The 19,382-nt window shown below is 73.5% G+C and carries 21 protein-coding genes; 16 read left to right on the top strand and 5 right to left on the bottom strand.

What is annotated here, in order from left to right:
- Positions 1–78: 78 nt before the first annotated feature.
- The gene (locus ADK60_RS14935) at positions 79–1,581 is read right to left on the bottom strand and encodes an MFS transporter (protein WP_199839669.1); all 1,503 of its coding nucleotides are present in this window, start codon (positions 1,579–1,581) and stop codon (positions 79–81) included.
- A 142-nt stretch (positions 1,582–1,723) separates the two neighbouring features.
- On the opposite strand from ADK60_RS14935, the gene ADK60_RS14930 reads away from it, so the two are divergent.
- Positions 1,724–2,239 (top strand): MarR family winged helix-turn-helix transcriptional regulator, encoded by a 516-nt coding sequence (locus ADK60_RS14930; RefSeq protein WP_078896394.1) that lies wholly within the window; start codon positions 1,724–1,726, stop codon positions 2,237–2,239.
- 89 nt (positions 2,240–2,328) lie between these two features.
- Entirely contained in the window at positions 2,329–2,874 is a 546-nt protein-coding gene (locus ADK60_RS14925; RefSeq protein WP_053646339.1) for a GNAT family N-acetyltransferase, read from the top strand.
- Between the two features lie 71 nt (positions 2,875–2,945).
- On the opposite strand, the gene ADK60_RS14920 is transcribed toward ADK60_RS14925, so the two are convergent.
- Both ADK60_RS14920 and ADK60_RS14915 read right to left on the bottom strand, forming a co-directional pair.
- On the bottom strand, positions 2,946–3,458 hold the full coding sequence (locus ADK60_RS14920; protein WP_053646338.1) for a methylated-DNA--[protein]-cysteine S-methyltransferase: 513 nt from the start codon (positions 3,456–3,458) through the stop codon (positions 2,946–2,948).
- On the bottom strand, positions 3,455–5,026 hold the full coding sequence (locus ADK60_RS14915) for a DNA-3-methyladenine glycosylase 2 family protein (protein WP_053646336.1): 1,572 nt from the start codon (positions 5,024–5,026) through the stop codon (positions 3,455–3,457). Before ADK60_RS14915 ends, ADK60_RS14920 begins: the two co-directional genes overlap by 4 nt.
- A 177-nt stretch (positions 5,027–5,203) precedes the next feature.
- On the opposite strand from ADK60_RS14915, the gene ADK60_RS14910 reads away from it, so the two are divergent.
- The gene (locus tag ADK60_RS14910) at positions 5,204–5,659 is read left to right on the top strand and encodes an ASCH domain-containing protein (RefSeq protein ID WP_078896393.1); all 456 of its coding nucleotides are present in this window, start codon (positions 5,204–5,206) and stop codon (positions 5,657–5,659) included.
- Positions 5,660–5,735: 76 nt separating this feature from the next.
- Here ADK60_RS14910 and rsgA read toward each other — a convergent pair whose 3' ends face one another.
- Positions 5,736–6,899 carry a ribosome small subunit-dependent GTPase A gene (gene rsgA / locus ADK60_RS14905; RefSeq protein ID WP_078896392.1) on the bottom strand — a complete coding sequence of 388 codons (1,164 nt, stop codon included), beginning with the start codon at positions 6,897–6,899 and terminating at the stop codon, positions 5,736–5,738.
- A 287-nt stretch (positions 6,900–7,186) separates the two neighbouring features.
- Complete coding sequence (locus tag ADK60_RS14900; RefSeq protein ID WP_078896391.1) at positions 7,187–8,482, bottom strand: YihY/virulence factor BrkB family protein; 1,296 nt, start codon at positions 8,480–8,482, stop codon at positions 7,187–7,189.
- A 243-nt stretch (positions 8,483–8,725) separates the two neighbouring features.
- Here ADK60_RS14900 and ADK60_RS48100 point away from each other — a divergent pair, with 243 nt between their 5' ends.
- The 13 genes from ADK60_RS48100 (at position 8,726) to ADK60_RS14835 (ending at position 19,352) form a co-directional block, all read left to right on the top strand.
- The gene (locus ADK60_RS48100; protein ID WP_310593185.1) at positions 8,726–8,809 is read left to right on the top strand and encodes a putative leader peptide; all 84 of its coding nucleotides are present in this window, start codon (positions 8,726–8,728) and stop codon (positions 8,807–8,809) included.
- Between the two features lie 198 nt (positions 8,810–9,007).
- Positions 9,008–10,732, top strand: a complete 1,725-nt coding sequence (locus ADK60_RS14895) for a nitrite/sulfite reductase (protein ID WP_045939397.1) — start codon at positions 9,008–9,010, stop codon at positions 10,730–10,732.
- Positions 10,729–10,908, top strand: a complete 180-nt coding sequence (locus tag ADK60_RS14890; protein ID WP_030391290.1) for an eL43 family ribosomal protein — start codon at positions 10,729–10,731, stop codon at positions 10,906–10,908. Before ADK60_RS14895 ends, ADK60_RS14890 begins: the two co-directional genes overlap by 4 nt.
- Positions 10,889–11,590 carry a phosphoadenylyl-sulfate reductase gene (locus tag ADK60_RS14885; protein ID WP_234371087.1) on the top strand — a complete coding sequence of 234 codons (702 nt, stop codon included), beginning with the start codon at positions 10,889–10,891 and terminating at the stop codon, positions 11,588–11,590. The genes ADK60_RS14890 and ADK60_RS14885 overlap by 20 nt, the downstream gene beginning before the upstream one ends.
- Positions 11,591–11,660: 70 nt before the next feature.
- The gene (cysC, locus tag ADK60_RS14880) at positions 11,661–12,260 is read left to right on the top strand and encodes an adenylyl-sulfate kinase (RefSeq protein WP_286185279.1); all 600 of its coding nucleotides are present in this window, start codon (positions 11,661–11,663) and stop codon (positions 12,258–12,260) included.
- Entirely contained in the window at positions 12,257–13,213 is a 957-nt protein-coding gene (gene cysD / locus ADK60_RS14875; RefSeq protein WP_053646332.1) for a sulfate adenylyltransferase subunit CysD, read from the top strand. The genes cysC and cysD overlap by 4 nt, the downstream gene beginning before the upstream one ends.
- The gene (locus ADK60_RS14870; protein WP_053646329.1) at positions 13,213–14,559 is read left to right on the top strand and encodes a sulfate adenylyltransferase subunit 1; all 1,347 of its coding nucleotides are present in this window, start codon (positions 13,213–13,215) and stop codon (positions 14,557–14,559) included. Before cysD ends, ADK60_RS14870 begins: the two co-directional genes overlap by 1 nt.
- Positions 14,560–14,814: 255 nt before the next feature.
- Entirely contained in the window at positions 14,815–15,996 is a 1,182-nt protein-coding gene (locus ADK60_RS14860) for an aliphatic sulfonate ABC transporter substrate-binding protein (protein WP_053646327.1), read from the top strand.
- Between the two features lie 161 nt (positions 15,997–16,157).
- The gene (locus ADK60_RS14855; RefSeq protein ID WP_045939392.1) at positions 16,158–16,961 is read left to right on the top strand and encodes an ABC transporter ATP-binding protein; all 804 of its coding nucleotides are present in this window, start codon (positions 16,158–16,160) and stop codon (positions 16,959–16,961) included.
- Positions 16,948–17,859: an ABC transporter permease gene (locus tag ADK60_RS14850; RefSeq protein ID WP_053646325.1), complete on the top strand. Its 912-nt coding sequence runs from the start codon at positions 16,948–16,950 to the stop codon at positions 17,857–17,859. Before ADK60_RS14855 ends, ADK60_RS14850 begins: the two co-directional genes overlap by 14 nt.
- A 10-nt stretch (positions 17,860–17,869) precedes the next feature.
- Positions 17,870–18,673: a sirohydrochlorin chelatase gene (locus ADK60_RS14845; protein ID WP_053646323.1), complete on the top strand. Its 804-nt coding sequence runs from the start codon at positions 17,870–17,872 to the stop codon at positions 18,671–18,673.
- Between the two features lie 41 nt (positions 18,674–18,714).
- Positions 18,715–18,942 carry a hypothetical protein gene (locus ADK60_RS14840; RefSeq protein WP_053646321.1) on the top strand — a complete coding sequence of 76 codons (228 nt, stop codon included), beginning with the start codon at positions 18,715–18,717 and terminating at the stop codon, positions 18,940–18,942.
- The gene (locus tag ADK60_RS14835) at positions 18,939–19,352 is read left to right on the top strand and encodes a type II toxin-antitoxin system VapC family toxin (protein WP_045939388.1); all 414 of its coding nucleotides are present in this window, start codon (positions 18,939–18,941) and stop codon (positions 19,350–19,352) included. The genes ADK60_RS14840 and ADK60_RS14835 overlap by 4 nt, the downstream gene beginning before the upstream one ends.
- Positions 19,353–19,382: the final 30 nt, after the last annotated feature.

Genomic DNA, 19,382 nt, shown 5'->3' with positions numbered 1-19,382 from the left:
CGGCCGGGGCGGTGGACGGAACTCCCGTCCACCGCCCCGGCCGTTGCCGTGTCCGTACCCGCGCCCCCGGACCGCCGCTCAGCGCCGCCGCACCGGCCGGGCGAGCGCGACGGCGAGGCCCGCGACGACGGCGAGCACCAGCAGGACCGCCCGACCGCCCACCGCCGGACCGGCCAGGTGGACGCCGAGCACCGGCAGCGCGGTGCCGAGCGCCGTGCCGAGACTGCGGGCCATGTTGACCATGCCGCCGCCGACCGCCGAGCACTCCGCCGGGATCGCCCGCATCACCAGCGCGTTGTTCGCCGGCAGCAGCAGGCCGAGACCGCTGCCGACCACCAGCAACGGGCCCGCCAGCAGCACCGCGGGCACGCCCAGGGCGGGCAGCAGCGCGCAGCCGAGCAGTCCGGCCCCGGCGAGGGCCGCACCGCAGCGGCAGCGGGCGACGTCGGACCAGCCGCGCGGCAGCAGCCCGCCGCCGACCGTCGCGGCCACCGCGAACGCAGCCGGGAGCACGGTGATCACCAGGCCGGAGCGCGCGGTCGGGAGTCCCGCCTCGGCGAGCAGCACCGGGCCGAGGACCAGCGGGCAGAACAGCAGCAGGTAGCCGATCAGCGCGACCGCGAGGCCGGGGCGGACGCCGGGGGTGTTGACCAGGCCGGGAGCGAGGATCGGCCGGGTGGCCCGGCGCTCCTGGCGGACCAGGGCGAGCGCGCACAGGACGGCGGCGGCCAGCAGGGCGACGACCGCCCAGGCGGGCAGCGGCAGACCGGAGGCGGCGGAGAGGGCGAGCAGCAGCGCGGTGGTGGAGCCGCCGAGCAGCAGCAGGCCGGCCAGGTCGAAGCGCCCGCCGTCCGGCTCGGGGCCGACGACGGGACCGACGACAGGACCGGCGGCGGGACCGGCGGCGGGACCGGCGGCGACGCGCGTGCGCGGAAGCGCCGGTGCCGCCTCGCCCCGGGTGCGGGGCAGCAGGAACCACCCGGCCACGATGCCCACCACGGCGACCGGCACATTGATCCAGAACACCCAGCGCCAGGAGGCGTGCGCCACCAGCAGCCCGCCGAGGCTGGGGCCCAGCGCCAGGCCGAGGCCCTGCGCGGCGGCCTGCACCCCGAGCGCCCGGCGCATCGCGTGCCCGGGGACGCCGCGTGCGACCAGGGCGACACTGTTGGCCTGCATCATCGCGCCGCCGACGGCCTGGACCGCGCGGCAGGCGACCAGGGTGCCGAGGCCGCCGGCGAACCCGGCCCCCAGCGAGGCCAGGCCGAAGACGGCGAACCCGCCCAGGTACACGGTCTTGCGGCCGACCAGGTCGGACAGCCGGCCGATCGGCGCGAGCAGCGCGACCAGGACCAGCAGATAGGCGAGGGCGACCCATTCGACGGCCGCGAACCCGGCATCGAACCGGCGCTGGAGCGCCGGGTAGACGAGCGCGGTGACGCTGGCCGTCAGCTGGCCGAGGAACGCCCCCAGGCAGACGGTCCCGACGGCGAGCCAGTGGGCGTACCGGTGGTCGGCTATGCCGCGCGGTCGGGGGCGCTCGGCGAGCAGCCGGGCGGTGAGCGTTGACGCGGCGTTCATACTGAGAAATATATCGGATGCAGACATGTTCGTTCGACGATCTGTTCTGGGTGCGACCGGTCCGTTACCGGGCGGGACCGGTCGCCCCCGACCGGTCCTAGGCCGTCAAAAGGCACCGGTACCAGGCGCTACGCTGTCGGCCATGCCGTCGTCACCATCCGTTCCCGAATCCACCACAGGCCCGCAGGACATCGAGCCGCAGGACACGGAGCCGACGACGATCGAACGCGCCCGCCGGCTCACCGACACGGTCACCCGGCTCCGCCGCGCCCTGCGCAGCAGCATCCGGACCGACTACCCGTGGGAGTCCCTGCCGATGGCGCAGGTCGAGCTCCTCCAGACGCTCGCCGCCGCCCCGCTGCGGGTCGGCGAACTGGCCGCCCGGCAGCGGCTCGCCCCGAACACCGTGAGCGGACTGGTCGGCAAGCTGCTGGAGTCCGGCTTCGTCGACCGCCAGGCCGACCCCGGGGACCGCCGCACCGCCCGGATCGCGCTCACTCCGGCCGGCCGCCGACAGCTCGACGACTGGCAGCGCGCCCACGAGCGCCGGATCGCCGGCGCCCTCGACACCCTCTCCACCGCCGACCGCGACGCCGTGATGCACGCGCTGCCCGCCCTGGAGAACCTCGCCCGCGCCCTCGCCGAGCCCCCGGCCTGAGCAGCCGGCCCCGAGCACCGGGCCTGAGCACCGGGCCTGAGCTGCGAAAACCGCTACCGTCCGGCCGTCGGGGCCACTATCGTCCGGCCATGGACGCCCCCGCGCTGCGACTCGAACCCTGGACCGACGCCGACCTCGCCCTGCTGCGGCTGATCAACACCCCGGAGATGCGCCGGCACGTCGGCGGTCCGGAGAGCGAGGAGCGGATGCTCGTCCGCCACCGCCGCTACCTCGACTTCGTCCCCGCCGGGATCGGCTGCATGTACCGGGTGGTGCTGGAGACCGAGGCCGGGCCCGACGGGGTGTCCCGAGCGGTGGACGTCGGCAGTGTCGGCTACGCCGAGCGCGCGTGGCAGGGCGGCACCGTCTACGAGATGGGCTGGAACGTGCTCGCGCCCTACCGGGGCCGGGGCATCGCCGCCGCCGCGGCGCGGGCCGCCGTCGGGGCCGCCGCCCGCACCGCGCGCCACCGCCATCTGCACGCCTTCCCCTCGGTGGACCACCCCGCCTCCAACGCCGTCTGCCGCAAGGCCGGCTTCACCCTCGTCGGCGAGACCGACTTCGAGTTCCCGCCCGGCCGCTGGATGCGCAGCAACGACTGGCGGGTGGACCTGGGCGCACCCAGGGACGCCTGACCTGCGCCCGACGGGCAGCGGGCAGCGGGCACCGGCACCGGGCACCGGGCACCGGGCACCGGGCACCGGACTCAGAAGAGGCTGGTGCCGCCCTCCAGGTCGAGCAGCCAGCGCTTGCGGTCGACCCCGGCGGCGAAGCCGGTGAGGGCGCCGTTGGCACCGACGACGCGGTGGCAGGGGCGGACGATCAGCAGCGGGTTGGCACCGACCGCGCCACCGACCGCGCGGACGGCGCGCGGGGACTCCCCGGCCAGGTCGGCGAGCTGCCCGTAGGTGACGGTCTCCCCGTACGGGATCCGGTCGAGCGCCGCCCAGACCCGCCTGCGGAAGTCGGTGCCGACCGGGGCGAACGGCAGGTCGAAGGTGGTGCGCCGGCCCGCGAAGTACTCGGTGAGCTGGGTGGCCGGTGCCGCGAGCGCGTCCGGGTCGTGGACCCAGTCGTCGGCCGGCTCGGCGAGCGCGTACTTCTGGCCGGGGGCGGTGACGGTGGCGAGCCCGGCCGGCCCGCCGTCCTCCGGCAGGACGCCGCTCAGCATCAGCCGGCCGAAGGGGCTCTCCATGAAGGTGAAGACGGTGGTGCTCATGCGGGGGTGTTCTCCGTTCGGGTGCTGAGGTCGTCGGCCGGGGCCGCCCAGAGGCGGTGCACGGCATAGGAGCGCCAGGGGGCCCAGGCGCCGGCCGCGAGGGCGGCGGACTTCGGGTCCCCCGGGGCGCCGAGCCGGAGCAGTCCGTGCTTGACGCCGATGTCGCTCGGGAGGAAGACGTCGGGGTCGGCGAGCGCGCGCATCCGCAGGTAGCCGACGGTCCACGGGCCGATGCCGGGCAGGGCGAGCAGCTGGGCGGCCGCCTCCTCCCGGTCGACGCCGCCGTCGAGCCGGACGGCGCCCTCGGCGAGGGCGGCGCACAGGCCGGTGAGCGCGCGGCGCCGGGCGGCCGGCATCGCGAAGTCCTCCGGGTCGGCGGTGGCCAGGGCGGCGGCGGTGGGGAAGAGCAGCCGCAGTCCGCCGCTGGGTTCGGGCAGCTCGGTGCCGTACTTCTCGGCCAGCCGGCCGGCCAGGGTGCGGGCCGCGCCGACGGTGACCTGCTGGCCGAGGACGGCGCGCACGGCCAGTTCGTGCGGGTCGACATGGCCGGGCGAGCGCAGCCCGGGGCGGGCCCGGACCAGCGGACCGAGCAGCGGGTCGGCGCCGAGCTGCTCGTCGACCGCGACCGGGTCGGCGTCCAGGTCGAACAGGACCCGCAGGCGCTGGACGGCGGTCGGCAGGTCGCGCAGGTCGGTGAGGAACAGCCGGCAGTCGAGCCACCCCCGGGTGGCCGGCCGGTCGGTGCCCAGGCCGTCCACCTCGGCGATGCCGGTGCCGTACGGGAGCGCGAGGGTGCGGCGGTAGGTCCGCACGCCGGGGCCCGGGCCGGGCACGACCTCCTCCACGCCGGGGACGGCCCGCAGGGCGAGGAAGTCGATCAGGTGGTCGCTGTCCAGGGCGCCCCGGTAGGCGAGCCGCAGGGCGAGGCCGCCGGCCGGGGTGGCGCCGCGCCGGCCGGCCGCGACCTCGGCGCGCAGCCCGCTCGGGGTGCGGTCGTAGATCTCGCGCACGGTGTCGTTGAACTGCCGGACGGAGGCGAAGCCGGCCGCGAACGCGATCTCGGTGACCGGCAGCCCGGTGGTCTGGAGCAGCAGCCGGGCGGTCTGGGCGCGGCGGGCGCGGGCCAGCGCGATCGGTCCGGCGCCGAGTTCGGCGGTGAGCTGGCGCTGGAGCTGGCGGGAGCTGTAGCCGAGGCGGTCGGCCAGTCCGGCCACGCCCTCGCGGTCCACCACGCCGTCGCCGATCAGCCGCATGGCCCGGCCGACCAGGTCGGCGCGGTGGTTCCACTCCGGCGAGCCGGGGACGGAGTCGGGGCGGCAGCGGCGGCAGGCCCGGAAGCCGGCGTGCTGGGCGGCGGCGGCGCTGGGGTAGAAGGTGCAGTTGACGCGCTTCGGGGTCACGGCCGGGCAGCTCGGCCGGCAGTAGATGCCGGTCGAGGTGACGGCCGTGAAGAAGACGCCGTCGAAGCGGGCGTCCCGGCTGTCCACCGCGCGGTACCGGATGTCGTCGTCGATCACGCTGTCCAGTCTGCGGCACCGGAGGGGCCTCGACCGGCGGGAATCGGACATGGGCGTCGGCCGCACCGCCGGGCACCGGGCCAGGTGGAAAACCAGGAGCCCGCGCCCGCTCCGGCCGGATAGCCTGCCCAGCGGTCCGCCCGGGCGGTGCTCCGGCGTGCCCCGACCCGACCGACGGCCCCGGCATGCCCCGACCCGACCGACGTACCCCGACCGACAGGAGATCCCGTGTCCGAGCAGCCCTACTCCGGTCCGGACGACCCCCGGGTCGCCGCCCTGCGCGTCGAGCAGTTCGCCTTCCCCGGCCCGCTGCGGGACCGACTGGTCGGTGCCGTGCTGTCCGGGGCCAAGACCAGCACCACCGGTCTGGTCACCCAGTACGAGGCCGAGGACGAGCCGGTGCCGCTGGTCGGGACCAGGGGCGCCGTGGTGGACTCGGCCGGACGGATCGTCGCGGTGACCGAGATCTCCGAGGTCCGGATCGTCCGGCTCGACGAGGTCGACCTGCAGCACGCCCTCGACGAGGGCGAGGGCTACACGACGGTCGCCGAGTGGCGGGCCGGGCACGAGCGGTTCTGGCACAGCGACGAGCTGCGCGCGGTGCTCGGCGACCCGGACTTCACCGTGGAGGACGACACCCGGGTGATCCTGGAGCGGTTCCGGCTGGTCGCCGACTTCCGCTGAACGGCCATCGGCCGCCCGCCCCGACCCGCCACCGGTAGCGGGCCGGACGGGCAGCCGGACGGGCACCGGCCCGGTGTCAGCGCTTCACCGGGCCTCCCGTGGCGCGCATCGACTTGGTGATGGTCTTCCACTTCTTCAACCGCTCGGAGGCGAGCCGGGCGTCCGAGCGGGAGGCGATCCACTCGTTCTCCCGCTGGAGCTTGAGATAGCTGTCCATCCGGCGCTCGGGCAGCGAGCCGTCCTCCAGCGCGGCCCGCACCGCGCAGCCGGGCTCGCCCGCGTGGTGGCAGTCGTGGAAGCGGCACCCCTCGGCCAGCTCCTCGATGTCGGCGAAGGCGAGTGCCACGCCCTCGCCACCGTAGAGGCCGACCTCGCGCAGGCCGGGGGTGTCGATCAGCACCCCGCCGCCGGGCAGCAGGACGAGCTCACGGGTGGTCGTGGTGTGCCGGCCCTTCTGGTCGCCCGCCCGGGCGGCCTGGACGGTCATCACATCGACGCCGGCGAGCACATTGGTGAGGGTGGACTTGCCGACGCCGGACTGGCCGAGCACAGCGGTGGTGCCGGGCGTGCAGGCGCGCAGCACGTCGATCCCCTCGCCCGTCTCGGCGCTGACCACCAGGACGGTGACGCCGGGCGCGGCGGCCTCGACGTCGGAGCGGATGAAGTCGGCGTCGTCGACCAGGTCGGCCTTGGTGAGCACGACCAGCGGCTCGGCACCGGACTCCCAGGCGAGGGCGAGGAAGCGCTCGATCCGGCCGAGGTCGGGCTCGGCGGCGAGCGAGGCGGCGATCACCACGGTGTCGACGTTGGCCGCCAGCACCTGGCCGTCGGAGCGCTTGCCCGCGACCTTGCGGATGATCGCGGTGGAGCGCGGCAGCAGGGCCGCGACCGCGGGCATGGGCAGCCCGGGCGAGAGGTCGACGGCGACCCAGTCCCCGGTGCACGGGCAGTTGATCATGTCGGCGTCGCCGACCTGCCGGGTGTCGGCCCGGACGGTGCGGAGCTCGCCCGTCCCGGGGTCGACGAGGACGGCGTCGCACCGGCCCCGGTCGATCCGGACGATCCGGGCCGGGACCAGCCCGGCCTCGGCCAGCGGCGCGAACAGCTCGTCGAGCGCGGTGGTCCAGCCGTAGCCGGCCAGCGACCCGGCGGCCTCGGCAGGCTCGGAACCGTCGCCGTCGACGAAGGCGGTGGAGCGGAAGGAAGAAGAGGAGGACGGAACGGAGGCAGCGTTGAACAACGCAGTGGGCCCTTCGGGAGGAAAGTGATCCCGCCGGGCTGCTGCGGCTGCGTGCGCGAAGGGCTACGTCAGCCGGCGGCCGGCAGGGAGAGGTGAATGCGGTCGCTGCCCAGGGCAGCCGTCATGGCAATCGTGGCCACGAGACTCACCTCCTGCTTTCTCTCCTCGGACGGCGCACCACGCCGCCCGAACCGGACGCTCACACGCTAGCGGGCCCCTCCGGCCCTGCCAACCGGTTTTTCACCTGCGGTTCCGCACGCCACCTGCAGTTCCGCACGCCCCGGAGCTCACCGCCGGTCCCACGGCGGGCTCGGCGGGCGGCTCGGCAGCGGGTACTCGGGCGGCGGCGCGGTGGGCCGGTCGCTGTCCGGCGGCGGCGGGGCCGGCCGGTGGTGCGGACCGCCGCCGCGCGCCGTGATCCGGCCGCGGACGTTGTCCGCCGCGAGCACGTCGGCCCACCGCTCGGGGTACTCGGAGGGCACGTCGGCGTCCTCGCCGTCCTCCTCCCAGTACTCCTCCTCGCCGCCCTCGGCGAGGCCCAGCTCGCGTGCCCGGCGGGCCCGTTCGACGGCGCGCCGGGCGGCCACCTCGCGGACCACGGCGGCGGCGGCCTCCTCGTGCGCGCGCTCGTTCTCGGCGCGGGCGTCGGCGGTCTCCAGGGTGGGCCAGCGGCGGTCTATGGCCGCGTTCATGGCGGCGCCGATGAGCACCGCGAGCGCGACCACGAAGATCCACAGCAGCACGGCCACCGGCGCGGCCAGCGAGCCGTACACCGAGTGGCCCTCGATCGAGCTGACCAGGTAGAGGCGGAGCGCGACGCTGCAGAAGACCAGCACCACCAGGGCGACCAGCGCGCCGGGGATGTCCTCGCGCCAGGGCGTGGAGACCGGTACCGCCAGGTGGTACAGCGTCGTCAGCGAGACGATCAGCAGCAGGATCGCGAACGGCCAGTAGGCGGCGTCGATCAGCCCGCCGCTCTCCGGCACGGCGTTGGTCACCAGCCCGGGCCCGGCCATCAGCAGCGGCAGCACCAGCGAGCCGATCACCAGCGCGCCGAGATAGAGGCCGAGCGACATCAGCCGGGTCTTGACGATGCCGCGCTTGCCGTCGAGCCCGTACATCACCGTGATGGTGTCGATGAAGATGTAGAGCGCCCGGGATCCGGACCAGAGCGACAGCAGGAAGCCGATCGAGATGAGGTCCGGCCTGGTCTGGTCGAAGACCTGGCGGAGCAGCGGCTGGACGACCTCGGTGATGGAGGAGTCCGAGAGCACCGTGCCGGCCGCCTTGACGATGTCGGCCTTCAGCTTGTCGATGGTGCCCGCACCGAGGAAGTCGTCGAGGTAGCCGAGCGTGCCGGCCAGGCAGAGCAGCAGCGGCGGGATGGAGAGGAGGGTGAAGAACGCCGCCTCCGCGGCGAGCCCGGTGACCCGGTACTCGACGCAGGTGTTGGTGGTGTCCCTGACCAGCGCCCAGACGGTGGTCCGCCAGGTGGCCTGCTTGGCCGCCCGCCGGGATCCCTTGCCCCGACGACGGGAGGGGCGCTCGGGGGCCGACCGGGTCGTTTCGCCTGCTGCTTGCACAGGGCCAACGTTATCGGGCCCGGGCCGGTCGGCCGCTCTCCCGGGGCACGGGCGCGACACGGGCGGCGCGCGGGCGGTACGCGGGCGGTACGCGGGCGGCGCGCGAGCGCGGAAAAGAAGGGGATCCGGGGCCCGGTCGGCGGGAGCGGCGGGAACGCTCCGGCATCTCGCGATCCGAAACTACAAGGTCCAAAATACGGACGTTAGTGGACCGCGAGTCGTGCTCCGTGCGAATCTCTTGCCATGCCGAGCGCCGGAACCACCCTAGTAGGTCGACTTCACGTCGATCTCCTTCGCGTGTCCAGCGCCATCTGTCCGGTGACCTGAGCCCAACCCCGCCGCCTCCCACCGCACCCGGCGCCACCTCACCGCCATCCCCGTCGAAGCGGATGCGCAGGCGCCCGCCCGGCCGCCGCGAATGCTCCCCCGGTCCTGAGAAACCCGCAGGTCACAGCAGCTTCGCCGGGTCGAGCACACCCCGCGACCAACCCGGCGTCAGAGCCACCTGCCCCGAAGGACTTCACCATGGCCACCACCCCCGAGACCGCCGAGCCCACGGCCGAGAGCGCCCCGGCGCGCCGCCCCGCCGCGGCTCGCAAGGTGACCCGTCACCGCGGCGAGGGCCAGTGGGGCATGGGTCACTTCACCCCCTTGAACGCCAACGAGCAGTTCAAGAAGGACGACGACGGTCTCAATGTGCGGACACGTATTGAGACGATCTACTCCCAGCGGGGCTTCGACTCGATCGACCCGGCCGACCTGCGCGGCCGGATGCGCTGGTGGGGGCTGTACACCCAGCGCAAGGAGGGCATCGACGGCGGCAAGACCGCGATCCTGGACCCGCACGAGCTCGACGCCGAGTACTTCATGCTCCGGGTCCGGATCGACGGCGGTCGGCTGACGGTCGCCCAGCTGCGCGCCATCGCCGAGGTCTCCGAGGAGTACGGCCGCAACACCGCCGACCTGACCGACCGGCAGAACGTCCAGTACCACTGGATCCGGATCGAGGACGTCCCGGCGATCTGGCAGAAGCTGGAGGCCGTCGGCCTGTCCACCACCGAGGCCTGCGGCGACACCCCGCGCGTCATCCTCGGCTCCCCGGTGGCCGGCATCGCCGAGGACGAGATCATCGACGGCACGCCCGCCATCGACGAGATCCAGCGCCGCTTCATCGGCAACAAGGACTTCTCCAACCTGCCGCGCAAGTTCAAGTCCGCCGTCTCCGGCTCGCCGCTCCTGGACGTCGCCCACGAGATCAACGACATCGCCTTCGTCGGCGTGGTCCACCCCGAGCACGGCCCCGGCTTCGACCTCTGGGTCGGCGGCGGCCTGTCCACCAACCCCAAGCTCGGTGTCCGGCTCGGCGCCTGGGTCCCGCTGGACGAGGTCGCCGACGTCTACGGCGGCGTCATCGGCATCTTCCGCGACTACGGCTACCGCCGGCTGCGCAACCGCGCCCGGTTGAAGTTCCTGGTCGCCGACTGGGGCACCGAGAAGTTCCGCCAGGTGCTGGAGGACGAGTACCTCAAGTACCGGCTGGTCGACGGCCCCGCCCCGGCGGAGCCGAGCGGCCGCTGGCGCGACCACGTCGGCGTGCACCGGCAGAAGGACGGCCGCTACTACGTCGGCTTCGCGCCCCGGGTCGGCCGGGTCGACGGCAAGCTGCTCGGGCAGATCGCCGACCTCGCCGAGGCCCACGGCAGCGACCGGCTGCGCACCACCGCCGAGCAGAAGATGATCGTGCTCGACATCCCCGAGGACCGGGTCGAGTCCCTGGTGGCCGGCCTGGAGGCACTGGACCTGCGGGTCACCCCCTCGCCGTTCCGCCGCGGCACCATGGCCTGCACCGGCATCGAGTACTGCAAGCTCGCCATCGTCGAGACCAAGGAGCGCGGCCGCACCCTCATCGACGAGCTGGAGCAGCGGCTGCCCGAGTTCGCCGAGCCGCTGACCATCAACATCAACGGCTGCCCGAACGCCTGCGCCCGCATCCAGGTCGCGGACATCGGTCTCAAGGGCCAGCTGGTGACGGACGAGCACGGCGACCAGGTCGAGGGCTACCAGGTGCACCTGGGCGGCGCGCTCGGACTGGAGGCCGGCTTCGGCCGCAAGGTCCGCGGCCTCAAGGTCACCAAGGACGGCCTGCCCGACTACGTCGAGCGCGTCCTGACCCGGTACCAGGAGAACCGCACCGAGGGCGAGCGCTTCGCCCAGTGGGCGGCCCGGGCCAGCGAGGAGCAGCTGTCGTGAGTGAGCGTGCCGCCCCGTTCTTCTGCCCGTACTGCGGGGACGAGGACCTGCGTCCGTCCGAGGCCGGGCACGGCGCCTGGGAATGCCACGGGTGCCGCCGGGCCTTCCAGTTGAAGTTCCTCGGCCTGCTGTCACCGAGCAATGGGGGTAACCGGAGTGACCGGCACGACGACTGACTTCGAGGAGCTGGCCACCAGGGCCGGCCGCGAGCTGGAGGAGGCCGAGCCGCAGGAGATCCTGCGCTGGGCCGCCGACACCTTCGGGAAGCGCTTCTGCGTCACCTCCTCGATGGAGGACGCGGTCGTCGCCCACCTGGCCTCCTCGGTGTTCCCCGGGGTGGACGTGGTGTTCCTGGACACCGGCTACCACTTCGCGGAGACCATCGGCACCCGGGACGCGGTCGCCGCGACCATGCCGGTCAACGTCATCACGCTCACCCCGGCGCTGACCGTGGCCGAGCAGGACGCCCGGTACGGGCCGGAGCTGCACGACCGCGACCCGGACCAGTGCTGCGCGCTGCGGAAGGTCGAGCCGCTGAACCGCGGCCTCGGCGGCTACGACGCCTGGGCCACCGGACTGCGCCGCGACGAGTCGCCGACCCGCGCGAACACCCCGGTGGTCTCCTGGGACCCCCGGCGCGGCAAGGTCAAGCTCGCCCCGATCGCCCGCTGGACGCAGGAGGACGTGGACGCCTACGTCAACGCCAACGGCGTGCTGCTCAACCCGCTGCTGTGGGAGGGCTACACCTCGATCGGCTGCTCGCCGCTCTCCTGCACCCGCAAGCCGGGCGAGGGCGAGGACGCCAGGGCCGGCCGCTGGTCCGGCTCCGGCAAGACCGAGTGCGGCATCCACCTCTAGACCCGGCACCGAGCAGCACCCCGCAGAATCCCGCAGACCACCGTCGACCCCCGTTCTAAGGACTTCCACCGTGACCACAGCCGACACCCCGGCCGCCGCCGGAGCCGCAGAGGCGGCCCCCGCGGCCGGCCCCTGCGAGCGCGGCGCCACCGTGTGGCTGACCGGGCTCCCGAGCGCGGGCAAGACCACGCTCGCCTTCGCCCTGGCCGACCGGCTGCGCGCCGAGGGCCACAAGGTCGAGGTCCTGGACGGCGACGAGATCCGCGAGTTCCTCTCCAAGGGCCTCGGCTTCAGCCGCGAGGACCGCCACACCAACGTCACCCGGATCGGCTTCGTCGCCGAGAAGCTCGCCGCCAACGGCGTCAAGGTGCTCGCCCCGGTGATCGCCCCGTTCGCGGACTCCCGCGCGGCGGTCCGCGAGCGGCACACCGCCAACGGCACCGCGTTCCTGGAGATCCACGTCGCCACCCCGGTCGAGCTCTGCGCCGAGCGTGACGTCAAGGGGCTGTACGCGAAGCAGGCGGCCGGCGAGATCTCCGGCCTGACCGGTGTCGACGACCCGTACGAGGCCCCGGAGAACCCGGAGCTGCGGCTGCAGACCCAGGGGCGCGAGGTGGCCGACTCCGCCGCCGAACTGCACGTCTTCCTGACCGAGAGGGGCCTGGCATGACCACCGCGACGGACAGCCTGCTCCGTACTGACGACCCCGACCGGAATTCAGGGGGGCCTTTCACGCTGTCCCACCTGGACGCGCTGGAGGCCGAGTCGGTGCACATCTTCCGCGAGGTCGCGGGGGAGTTCGAGCGCCCGGTGATCCTGTTCTCCGGCGGCAAGGACTCCATCGTCATGCTGCACCTGGCGCTCAAGGCCTTCCGGCCGGCCGCGATCCCGTTCTCGCTGCTGCACGTCGACACCGGCCACAACTTCCCCGAGGTCATCGAGTACCGGGACCGTGTGGCGGCCGAGCACAACCTGCGGCTGCACGTCGCCTCGGTGCAGGACTTCATCGACCGGGGCGTGCTGCGCGAGCGCCCGGACGGCACCCGCAACCCGCTGCAGACCGTCCCCCTGCTCGACGCCATCGAGAAGGGCCGTTTCGACGCCGTCTTCGGCGGCGGCCGCCGCGACGAGGAGAAGGCCCGCGCCAAGGAGCGCGTCTTCTCCCTGCGCGACGAGTTCGGCGCCTGGGACCCGCGCCGCCAGCGCCCCGAGCTGTGGTCGCTCTACAACGGCCGGCACGCCGTCGGCGAGCACGTGCGCGTCTTCCCGCTCTCCAACTGGACCGAGCTGGACGTCTGGCAGTACATCGAGCGCGAGTCCATCGAACTCCCCGAGATCTACTACGCCCACGAGCGCGACGTCTTCGCCCGCGGCGGCATGTGGCTGACCGCCGGCGAGTGGGGCGGCCCCAGGGACGACGAGCCCGTCGAGCGGCGGCTGATCCGCTACCGCACCGTCGGCGACATGTCCTGCACCGGCGCCGTCGACTCCGACGCCGCCACCATCCGGGCCGTCATCACCGAGATCGCCGCCAGCCGCCTCACCGAGCGCGGCGCCACCCGGGCCGACGACAAGCTCTCCGAGGCCGCGATGGAAGACCGCAAGCGCGAGGGATACTTCTAATGAGCACCACCCCGACCGGCACGACCCGGACCGGCACCGCCACCTCGCTGCTGCGCTTCGCCACCGCCGGCTCCGTCGACGACGGGAAGTCCACCCTGGTCGGCCGGCTGCTGCACGACTCCAAGTCGGTGCTCGCCGACCAGCTGGAGGCCGTCGAGCGGGTCTCCCTCAGCCGCGGCCAGGAGACGCCCGACCTGGCGCTGCTCACCGACGGCCTGCGCGCCGAGCGCGAGCAGGGCATCACCATCGACGTCGCCTACCGCTACTTCGCCACCCCCCGGCGGCGGTTCATCCTCGCCGACACCCCCGGGCACGTGCAGTACACCCGGAACATGGTGACCGGCGCCTCCACCGCCGAGCTGGCCGTCGTCCTGGTCGACGCCCGCAACGGCGTGGTCGAGCAGACCCGCCGGCACGCCGCCGTCGCCGCCCTGCTGCGGGTGCCGCACGTCGTGCTGGCCGTCAACAAGATGGACCTGGTCGACTACGCGGAGCCGGTCTTCGCCGCCATCGCCGCCGAGTTCACCGCCTACGCGGCCTCGCTCGGCATCGGGGACGTGCTCGCGGTCCCGATCTCCGCGCTCGCCGGGGACAACGTCGTCGAACCCTCCGCGCACATGGACTGGTACGGCGGCCCGACCCTGCTGGAGCACCTGGAGACGGTCCCGGTCGGCAGCGACCCGAGCGCCGAACCGACCCGCTTCCCGGTCCAGTACGTGATCCGCCCGCAGACCGAGGAGCACCCGGACTACCGCGGCTACGCGGGCCAGCTGGCCTCCGGCGTGCTGCGGGTCGGCGACCCGGTCACCGTGCTGCCCTCCGGCCACACCACCACCGTCACCGGTATCGACGTGCTCGGCCGCGCCACGGACATCGCCTGGTCCCCCCAGTCGGTCACCGTGCGGCTGGCCGACGACATCGACATCTCCCGCGGCGACCTCATCGCGGCCGGCCCGGCCCCCGTCCCCACCAAGGACATCGAGGCCACCGTCAGCCACCTCAACGAGCGTCCGCTGCGGGCCGGCGACAAGGTGCTGCTCAAGCACACCACCCGCACGGTCCGGGCGCTGGTCAAGGAGATCGGCTACCGGATCGACATCGACACGCTGGAGCGGCGCTCCGGCGCCGACGGCCTGAACGTCAACGACATCGGCCACGTGGTGCTGCGCACCGCCGAGCCGCTGGCGCTCGACGACTACACCGCCAACCGCCGGACCGGATCGTTCCTGCTGATCGACCCGGCCGACGGCACCACCCTCACCGCCGGCATGGCGGGCGAGGCCTTCGGAAGCACGGTCACCACCGGCACCGACGACAGCGAACCCGACGAGGAGGACTGGGTCTGATGCCCAGCGAGGCGTTCTCGGGCATGGACAAGGAAGGCGGCCGCATCGGCAGCGGCGTCCTCGGCAGCGGCCAGGGCGGCCTGACGCGATGTGCGGGCCGACAGGGCTGAGAAGCGCCCTGTCACCGGGCCGACCGCCCCGACCGCAGGCCGGCCCGGCTTGCCCGGCACCCCGCACGGTGCCGCAAGCACAACCTTGACCGAACTTCCGCCCCGAGACCGCTTCCTGACGGTCCGTCCGCGAACAGGACTCACCATGGCACCGAACCAGGCACTGTCGCACGGCCACGACCCGCATCCGACCACTCGCCCCCTCGCCGGCCGGATCAGACGCTCCGCCGTGGCCGCCGTGGCCGGCCTCACCGCCGTCACGCTGCTCTCCGCGTGCGGCTACGGCGCCAAGAACGACGACAAGAAGACCAACACCGCGGCCCCCGCCGGTGATTCCGCCTCCACCGGAACCGCGGCCAAGCTCTCCGCCGACACCGTGCGGATCGGCTACTTCGCCAACCTCACCCACGGCACCCCGCTGGTCGGCCTCCAGGACGGCATATTCCAGAAGGAGCTGGGCTCCACCCAGATCAAGACCCAGGTCTTCAACGCGGGCCCGGCCGAGATCGAGGCGCTCAACGCCGGCTCCATCGACATCGGCTGGATCGGCCCCTCCCCGGCGATCAACGGCTTCACCAAGTCCGAGGGCAAGTCCCTGAAGATCATCGGCGGTTCGGCCTCCGGCGGGGTCAAGCTGGTGGCCAACCCGGACAAGATCACCTCGCTGGACGACCTCAAGGGCAAGAAGATCGCCACCCCGCAGCTGGGCAACACCCAGGACGTGGCGCTGCTCAACTACCTGTCCGGCAAGGGCTTCAAGGTCGACGCCCAGTCCGGCGCCGGCGACGTCAGCGTGGTCCGCTCCGACAACAAGGTCACCCCGGACGCCTACAAGCAGGGCTCCATCGACGCCGCCTGGGTGCCCGAGCCGACCGCCTCCAAGCTGGTCACCCTCGGGGCGAAGGTCCTCCTCAACGAGAAGGACATCTGGCCGGACCGGAAGTTCGTGATCACCAACATCATCGTCTCGCAGAAGTTCCTGGCCGAGCACGCCGATGTGGTCGAGGCCGTCCTGCGCGGCTCGGTGAGCACCAACGCCTACATCAAGGCCAACCCGGACAAGGCCAAGGCCACCGCCAACGAGGCGATCAAGAAGGAGGCCGGCAACGCCCTGGAGCCCGCCGTCCTCGACCCGGCCTGGGCCGACATCGACTTCCTGGACGACCCGCTGGCCTCCACCCTGCAGACCGAGGCGGACAACGCGGTCACCGCGGGCCTGCTCAAGAAGCCGAACCTGAACGGCATCTACGACCTCACCCTGCTCAACAAGGTGCTGAAGGAGAAGGGGCAGAGCCCCGTCGCGGACGCCGGCCTCGGCGCCAAGTAGCGCCCGCCGTACCGCAGTACCGCTCCCGAACCCCGGGGTCCGGCCCCCGCCCGTCCGTCCGTTGCCCGCTCGATGCCCCGAGCACGGCCGGGCGGGGCCCGGACCCCGGCCCCGCTCCCTCGTCGCCAGATGCCAGACCAACCACGCAGGAGGTGCCCGGAATGAGCCCGGCACTGACCACCTCGAACGACGCCAACGGCGTCGGCACCCTCGACGGTGCCCCCGCCGTCCGGATCTCGCACGTGCACAAGACCTTCGGCCGCCCCGGCGCGCAGACCCACGTCCTGGACGACATCACCCTCGACGTCGCCCCCGGCGAGTTCGTCACGCTGCTCGGCGCCTCGGGCTGCGGCAAGTCCACCCTGCTCAACCTGGTCGCCGGCCTCGACAAGCCCACCGCGGGCAGCATCGAGGTCCCCGGCGGACGCCCCGCGCTGATGTTCCAGGAGCACGCGCTCTTCCCCTGGCTCACCGCCGGCAAGAACATCGAACTCGCCCTCAAGCTCGCCGGCACGGCCCGCGCCGAACGCCGCCCCGAGGCCGAGCGCCTGCTCGAACTCGTCCGGCTCCAGGGCTCCTACGGCAAGCGGGTGCACGAGCTGTCCGGCGGCATGCGCCAGCGCGTCGCGATGGCCCGCGCCCTCGCCCAGGGCAGCCAGGTGCTGCTCATGGACGAGCCGTTCGCCGCCCTCGACGCCATCACCCGCGACGTCCTGCACAACGAGATCACCCGGATCTGGGCCGAGCAGAAGCTGTCCGTCCTCTTCGTCACCCACAACGTGCGGGAGGCCGTCCGGCTCGCCCAGCGCGTGGTGCTGCTCTCCTCCCGCCCCGGGCGGGTCGCCCGGGAGTGGACGATCGACCTCCCGCAGCCCCGCCGGATCGAGTCCACCGGCGTGGCGGACCTGTCCATCGAGATCACCGAAGAACTGCGTGGGGAGATCCGCCGCCATGGCCAGCACTGACATCACCACCAAGGCCGGGCCGGGCCACGGCGGTACCGTCGCCGACTTCGCCGGCGTCGAGGCCGGGCTGGACGCCCTGGACGCGGTCGTCACCCAGCGCAACTCCACCGCCGAGACGCTGCGGCAGAAGGTCCTGCCGCCGCTGCTCGGCGTCCTCCTGGTGCTGGCCCTCTGGCAGGGCGCCTACAGCATGCACATCACCTCCGCGTACAAGCTCCCCAGCCCGCTGGACGTCTGGCGGGCCGCCGAGGACCTCTGGTACCAGGGCACGCTGTTCTCGATCATCTGGACCAGCGTCTGGCGCGGCCTGTCCGGCTTCGTGGTCGCACTCCTCATCGGCACCCCGATCGGCCTGCTCGTCTCCCGGGTCAGGCCGGTGCGCGCCGCGGTCGGCCCGGTCCTCTCCGGCCTCCAGTCGCTGCCCTCGGTCGCCTGGGTGCCGGCCGCCGTCATCTGGCTCGGCATCAACGACTCGATGATGTACGCCGTCATCCTGCTCGGCGCCGTCCCCTCCATCGCCAACGGCCTGGTCGCCGGCATCGACCAGGTGCCGCCGCTGTTCCTGCGGGCCGGCCGCACCATCGGCGCCACCGGCCTGGCCGGGGCCCGGCACATCCTGCTCCCCGCCGCGCTGCCCGGCTACCTCGCCGGACTCAAGCAGGGCTGGGCCTTCTCCTGGCGCTCGCTGATGGCCGCCGAACTCGTCGCCTCCTCCCCCGACCTGGGCCTCGGCCTCGGCCGGTTCCTGGAGAACCAGCGCGAGTTCTCCGACATGGCGGGCGTCCTGCTCGGCATCATCCTGATCCTGTTCGTCGGCATCGCCATCGAACTGCTGGTCTTCACCCCGGTCGAGCGCCGGGTCCTGCGCAACCGCGGCCTGCTGGCCGCCGTCAAGTGAGGCCCCCCGCATGACCGAACGACGGCTGTCCGCCGCCCCCGCCACCCCGGTGGCGGCGGGCAGCCCCGCCCTGCTGCTGATCGCCCACGGCAGCCGCGACCCCCGGCACGCCGCCGCGGTGGCCGCCCTGGTCTCGCTGCTGCACCGGCTGCGCCCCGGCCTGGAAGTGGCCACCGCCTACCTGGACCACTGCGCACCGCGCATCCCGCAGGTGGTGGACCGGCTCGACCGCGCCGCGATCGCCGTCCCGCTGCTGCTCAACCGGGCCTTCCACGCCAAGCACGACATCCCCGCCGCCCTCCGCACGGCCGGCGCCGACCTGCCGCTCGCGGACGTGCTGGGGCCGTCACCGCTGCTGCTCGCCGCACTCGACCGCCGGCTCACCGAGGCCGTGCCGGAACTCGCCTCCCCCGCCGCCCGCGCCCGCACCGGCGTCGTCCTCGCCGCCGCCGGCTCCTCCGACCCGGCCGCCGACGCCGCCACCAGGGCGGTCGCCGCCGACTGGCGCCGCACCCGCGGCTGGGCCGCCGTCGAGGTCGCCTACGCCTCCGCCGGCGGACCCCGCGTCCCCGAGGCCGTCGCCGCCCTTCGCCGCGACCCGGCCGTCGAGCGGGTCGCCGTCTCCCCCTACCTGCTCGCCCCCGGCCGGCTCCCCGACCGCATCGCCGAGGCCGCCACCGAGGCCGCCGCCGACCACCTCGCCGCCGTCCTCGCCCCCACCCCCGACCTCGCCCGCCTCCTCCTCGTCCGCTACGACGGGGCCCGCGCGGCGACCGGCACAGCGAGCGGAGCCCCCCGGGCCCTCACGGCCTGAACGGGCCCCGGGCCCGGCCCCGACGGCAGTATCGTGAGGCCATGAGCGTCGCCCACGACCACTATCCCGAGCTCCATGACCTCATCGACCGGCTGGACCCGGAGCAGGCCGAGGAAGTTCGCCGCCACGCCCTCCGCCTGGTGGGCGAGGGCGAGGTTCCGCCACGCCATCGGCTGAGCTTCACCGGTATAGGAGTGAGTGCCAACCCCGACCTCGGTTCCGAGGCCAAGCGGATCATCCGGTCCGAGCTCCGGGGAGTCGACGAGTGATCCTGGTCGACACCGGCCCTCTGGTGGCCACCCTCGCCGCCACCGACTCCAACCACGTGCGGTGCACACGGTTCTTCGACAGCTACTCCGGCGAACTGCTGGTCACCCCGTATGTGGTCACCGAGGTGTGCTACCTCGTCGAACGTGACATGAGCAGCAAGGCCGAGGCCTCCTTCCTGCGGGCCGTCGCGGCCGGGGAGCTGCGTCAGACCGAGATCACCGACGCCGATCTCACCCGGATGGCCGAGCTCGTCGAGACCTACGCCGATTTCCCGCTCGGCGCAGCGGACGCTTCAGTGGTCGCCGTCGCCGAGCGGCTCGGCCTGACCGAGATCGCGACGCTGGACCGCCGGCATTTCAGCGTCGTCCGGCCTCGGCACATCGCCGCCTTCCGACTGCTGCCCGACTGAGGAAGCGGCGCCGTCGAACCCCGCTCGGGG

The sequence above is a fragment of the Streptomyces sp. XY431 genome, assembly GCF_001279805.1.
Lineage (GTDB): Bacteria > Actinomycetota > Actinomycetes > Streptomycetales > Streptomycetaceae > Kitasatospora > Kitasatospora purpeofusca.
This window is presented reverse-complemented; position numbering and strand designations above follow the sequence as displayed.

Bases quoted from the DNA above. Each gene is read 5' to 3' on its own strand.
- ADK60_RS14850 (WP_053646325.1), top strand. From the start codon at position 16,948: ATGGCCAGCACTGACATCACCACCAAGGCCGGGCCGGGCCACGGCGGT.
- ADK60_RS14840 (WP_053646321.1), top strand. From the start codon at position 18,715: ATGAGCGTCGCCCACGACCACTATCCCGAGCTCCATGACCTCATCGAC.
- ADK60_RS14855 (WP_045939392.1), top strand. From the start codon at position 16,158: ATGAGCCCGGCACTGACCACCTCGAACGACGCCAACGGCGTCGGCACC.
- ADK60_RS14935 (WP_199839669.1), bottom strand. From the start codon at position 1,581: ATGAACGCCGCGTCAACGCTCACCGCCCGGCTGCTCGCCGAGCGCCCC.
- ADK60_RS14895 (WP_045939397.1), top strand. From the start codon at position 9,008: ATGGCCACCACCCCCGAGACCGCCGAGCCCACGGCCGAGAGCGCCCCG.
- ADK60_RS14930 (WP_078896394.1), top strand. From the start codon at position 1,724: ATGCCGTCGTCACCATCCGTTCCCGAATCCACCACAGGCCCGCAGGAC.
- ADK60_RS14920 (WP_053646338.1), bottom strand. From the start codon at position 3,458: ATGAGCACCACCGTCTTCACCTTCATGGAGAGCCCCTTCGGCCGGCTG.
- ADK60_RS14845 (WP_053646323.1), top strand. From the start codon at position 17,870: ATGACCGAACGACGGCTGTCCGCCGCCCCCGCCACCCCGGTGGCGGCG.
- ADK60_RS14915 (WP_053646336.1), bottom strand. From the start codon at position 5,026: ATGTCCGATTCCCGCCGGTCGAGGCCCCTCCGGTGCCGCAGACTGGAC.
- cysD (WP_053646332.1), top strand. From the start codon at position 12,257: ATGACCACCGCGACGGACAGCCTGCTCCGTACTGACGACCCCGACCGG.
- ADK60_RS14925 (WP_053646339.1), top strand. From the start codon at position 2,329: ATGGACGCCCCCGCGCTGCGACTCGAACCCTGGACCGACGCCGACCTC.
- ADK60_RS14860 (WP_053646327.1), top strand. From the start codon at position 14,815: ATGGCACCGAACCAGGCACTGTCGCACGGCCACGACCCGCATCCGACC.
- ADK60_RS48100 (WP_310593185.1), top strand. From the start codon at position 8,726: ATGCCGAGCGCCGGAACCACCCTAGTAGGTCGACTTCACGTCGATCTC.
- ADK60_RS14870 (WP_053646329.1), top strand. From the start codon at position 13,213: ATGAGCACCACCCCGACCGGCACGACCCGGACCGGCACCGCCACCTCG.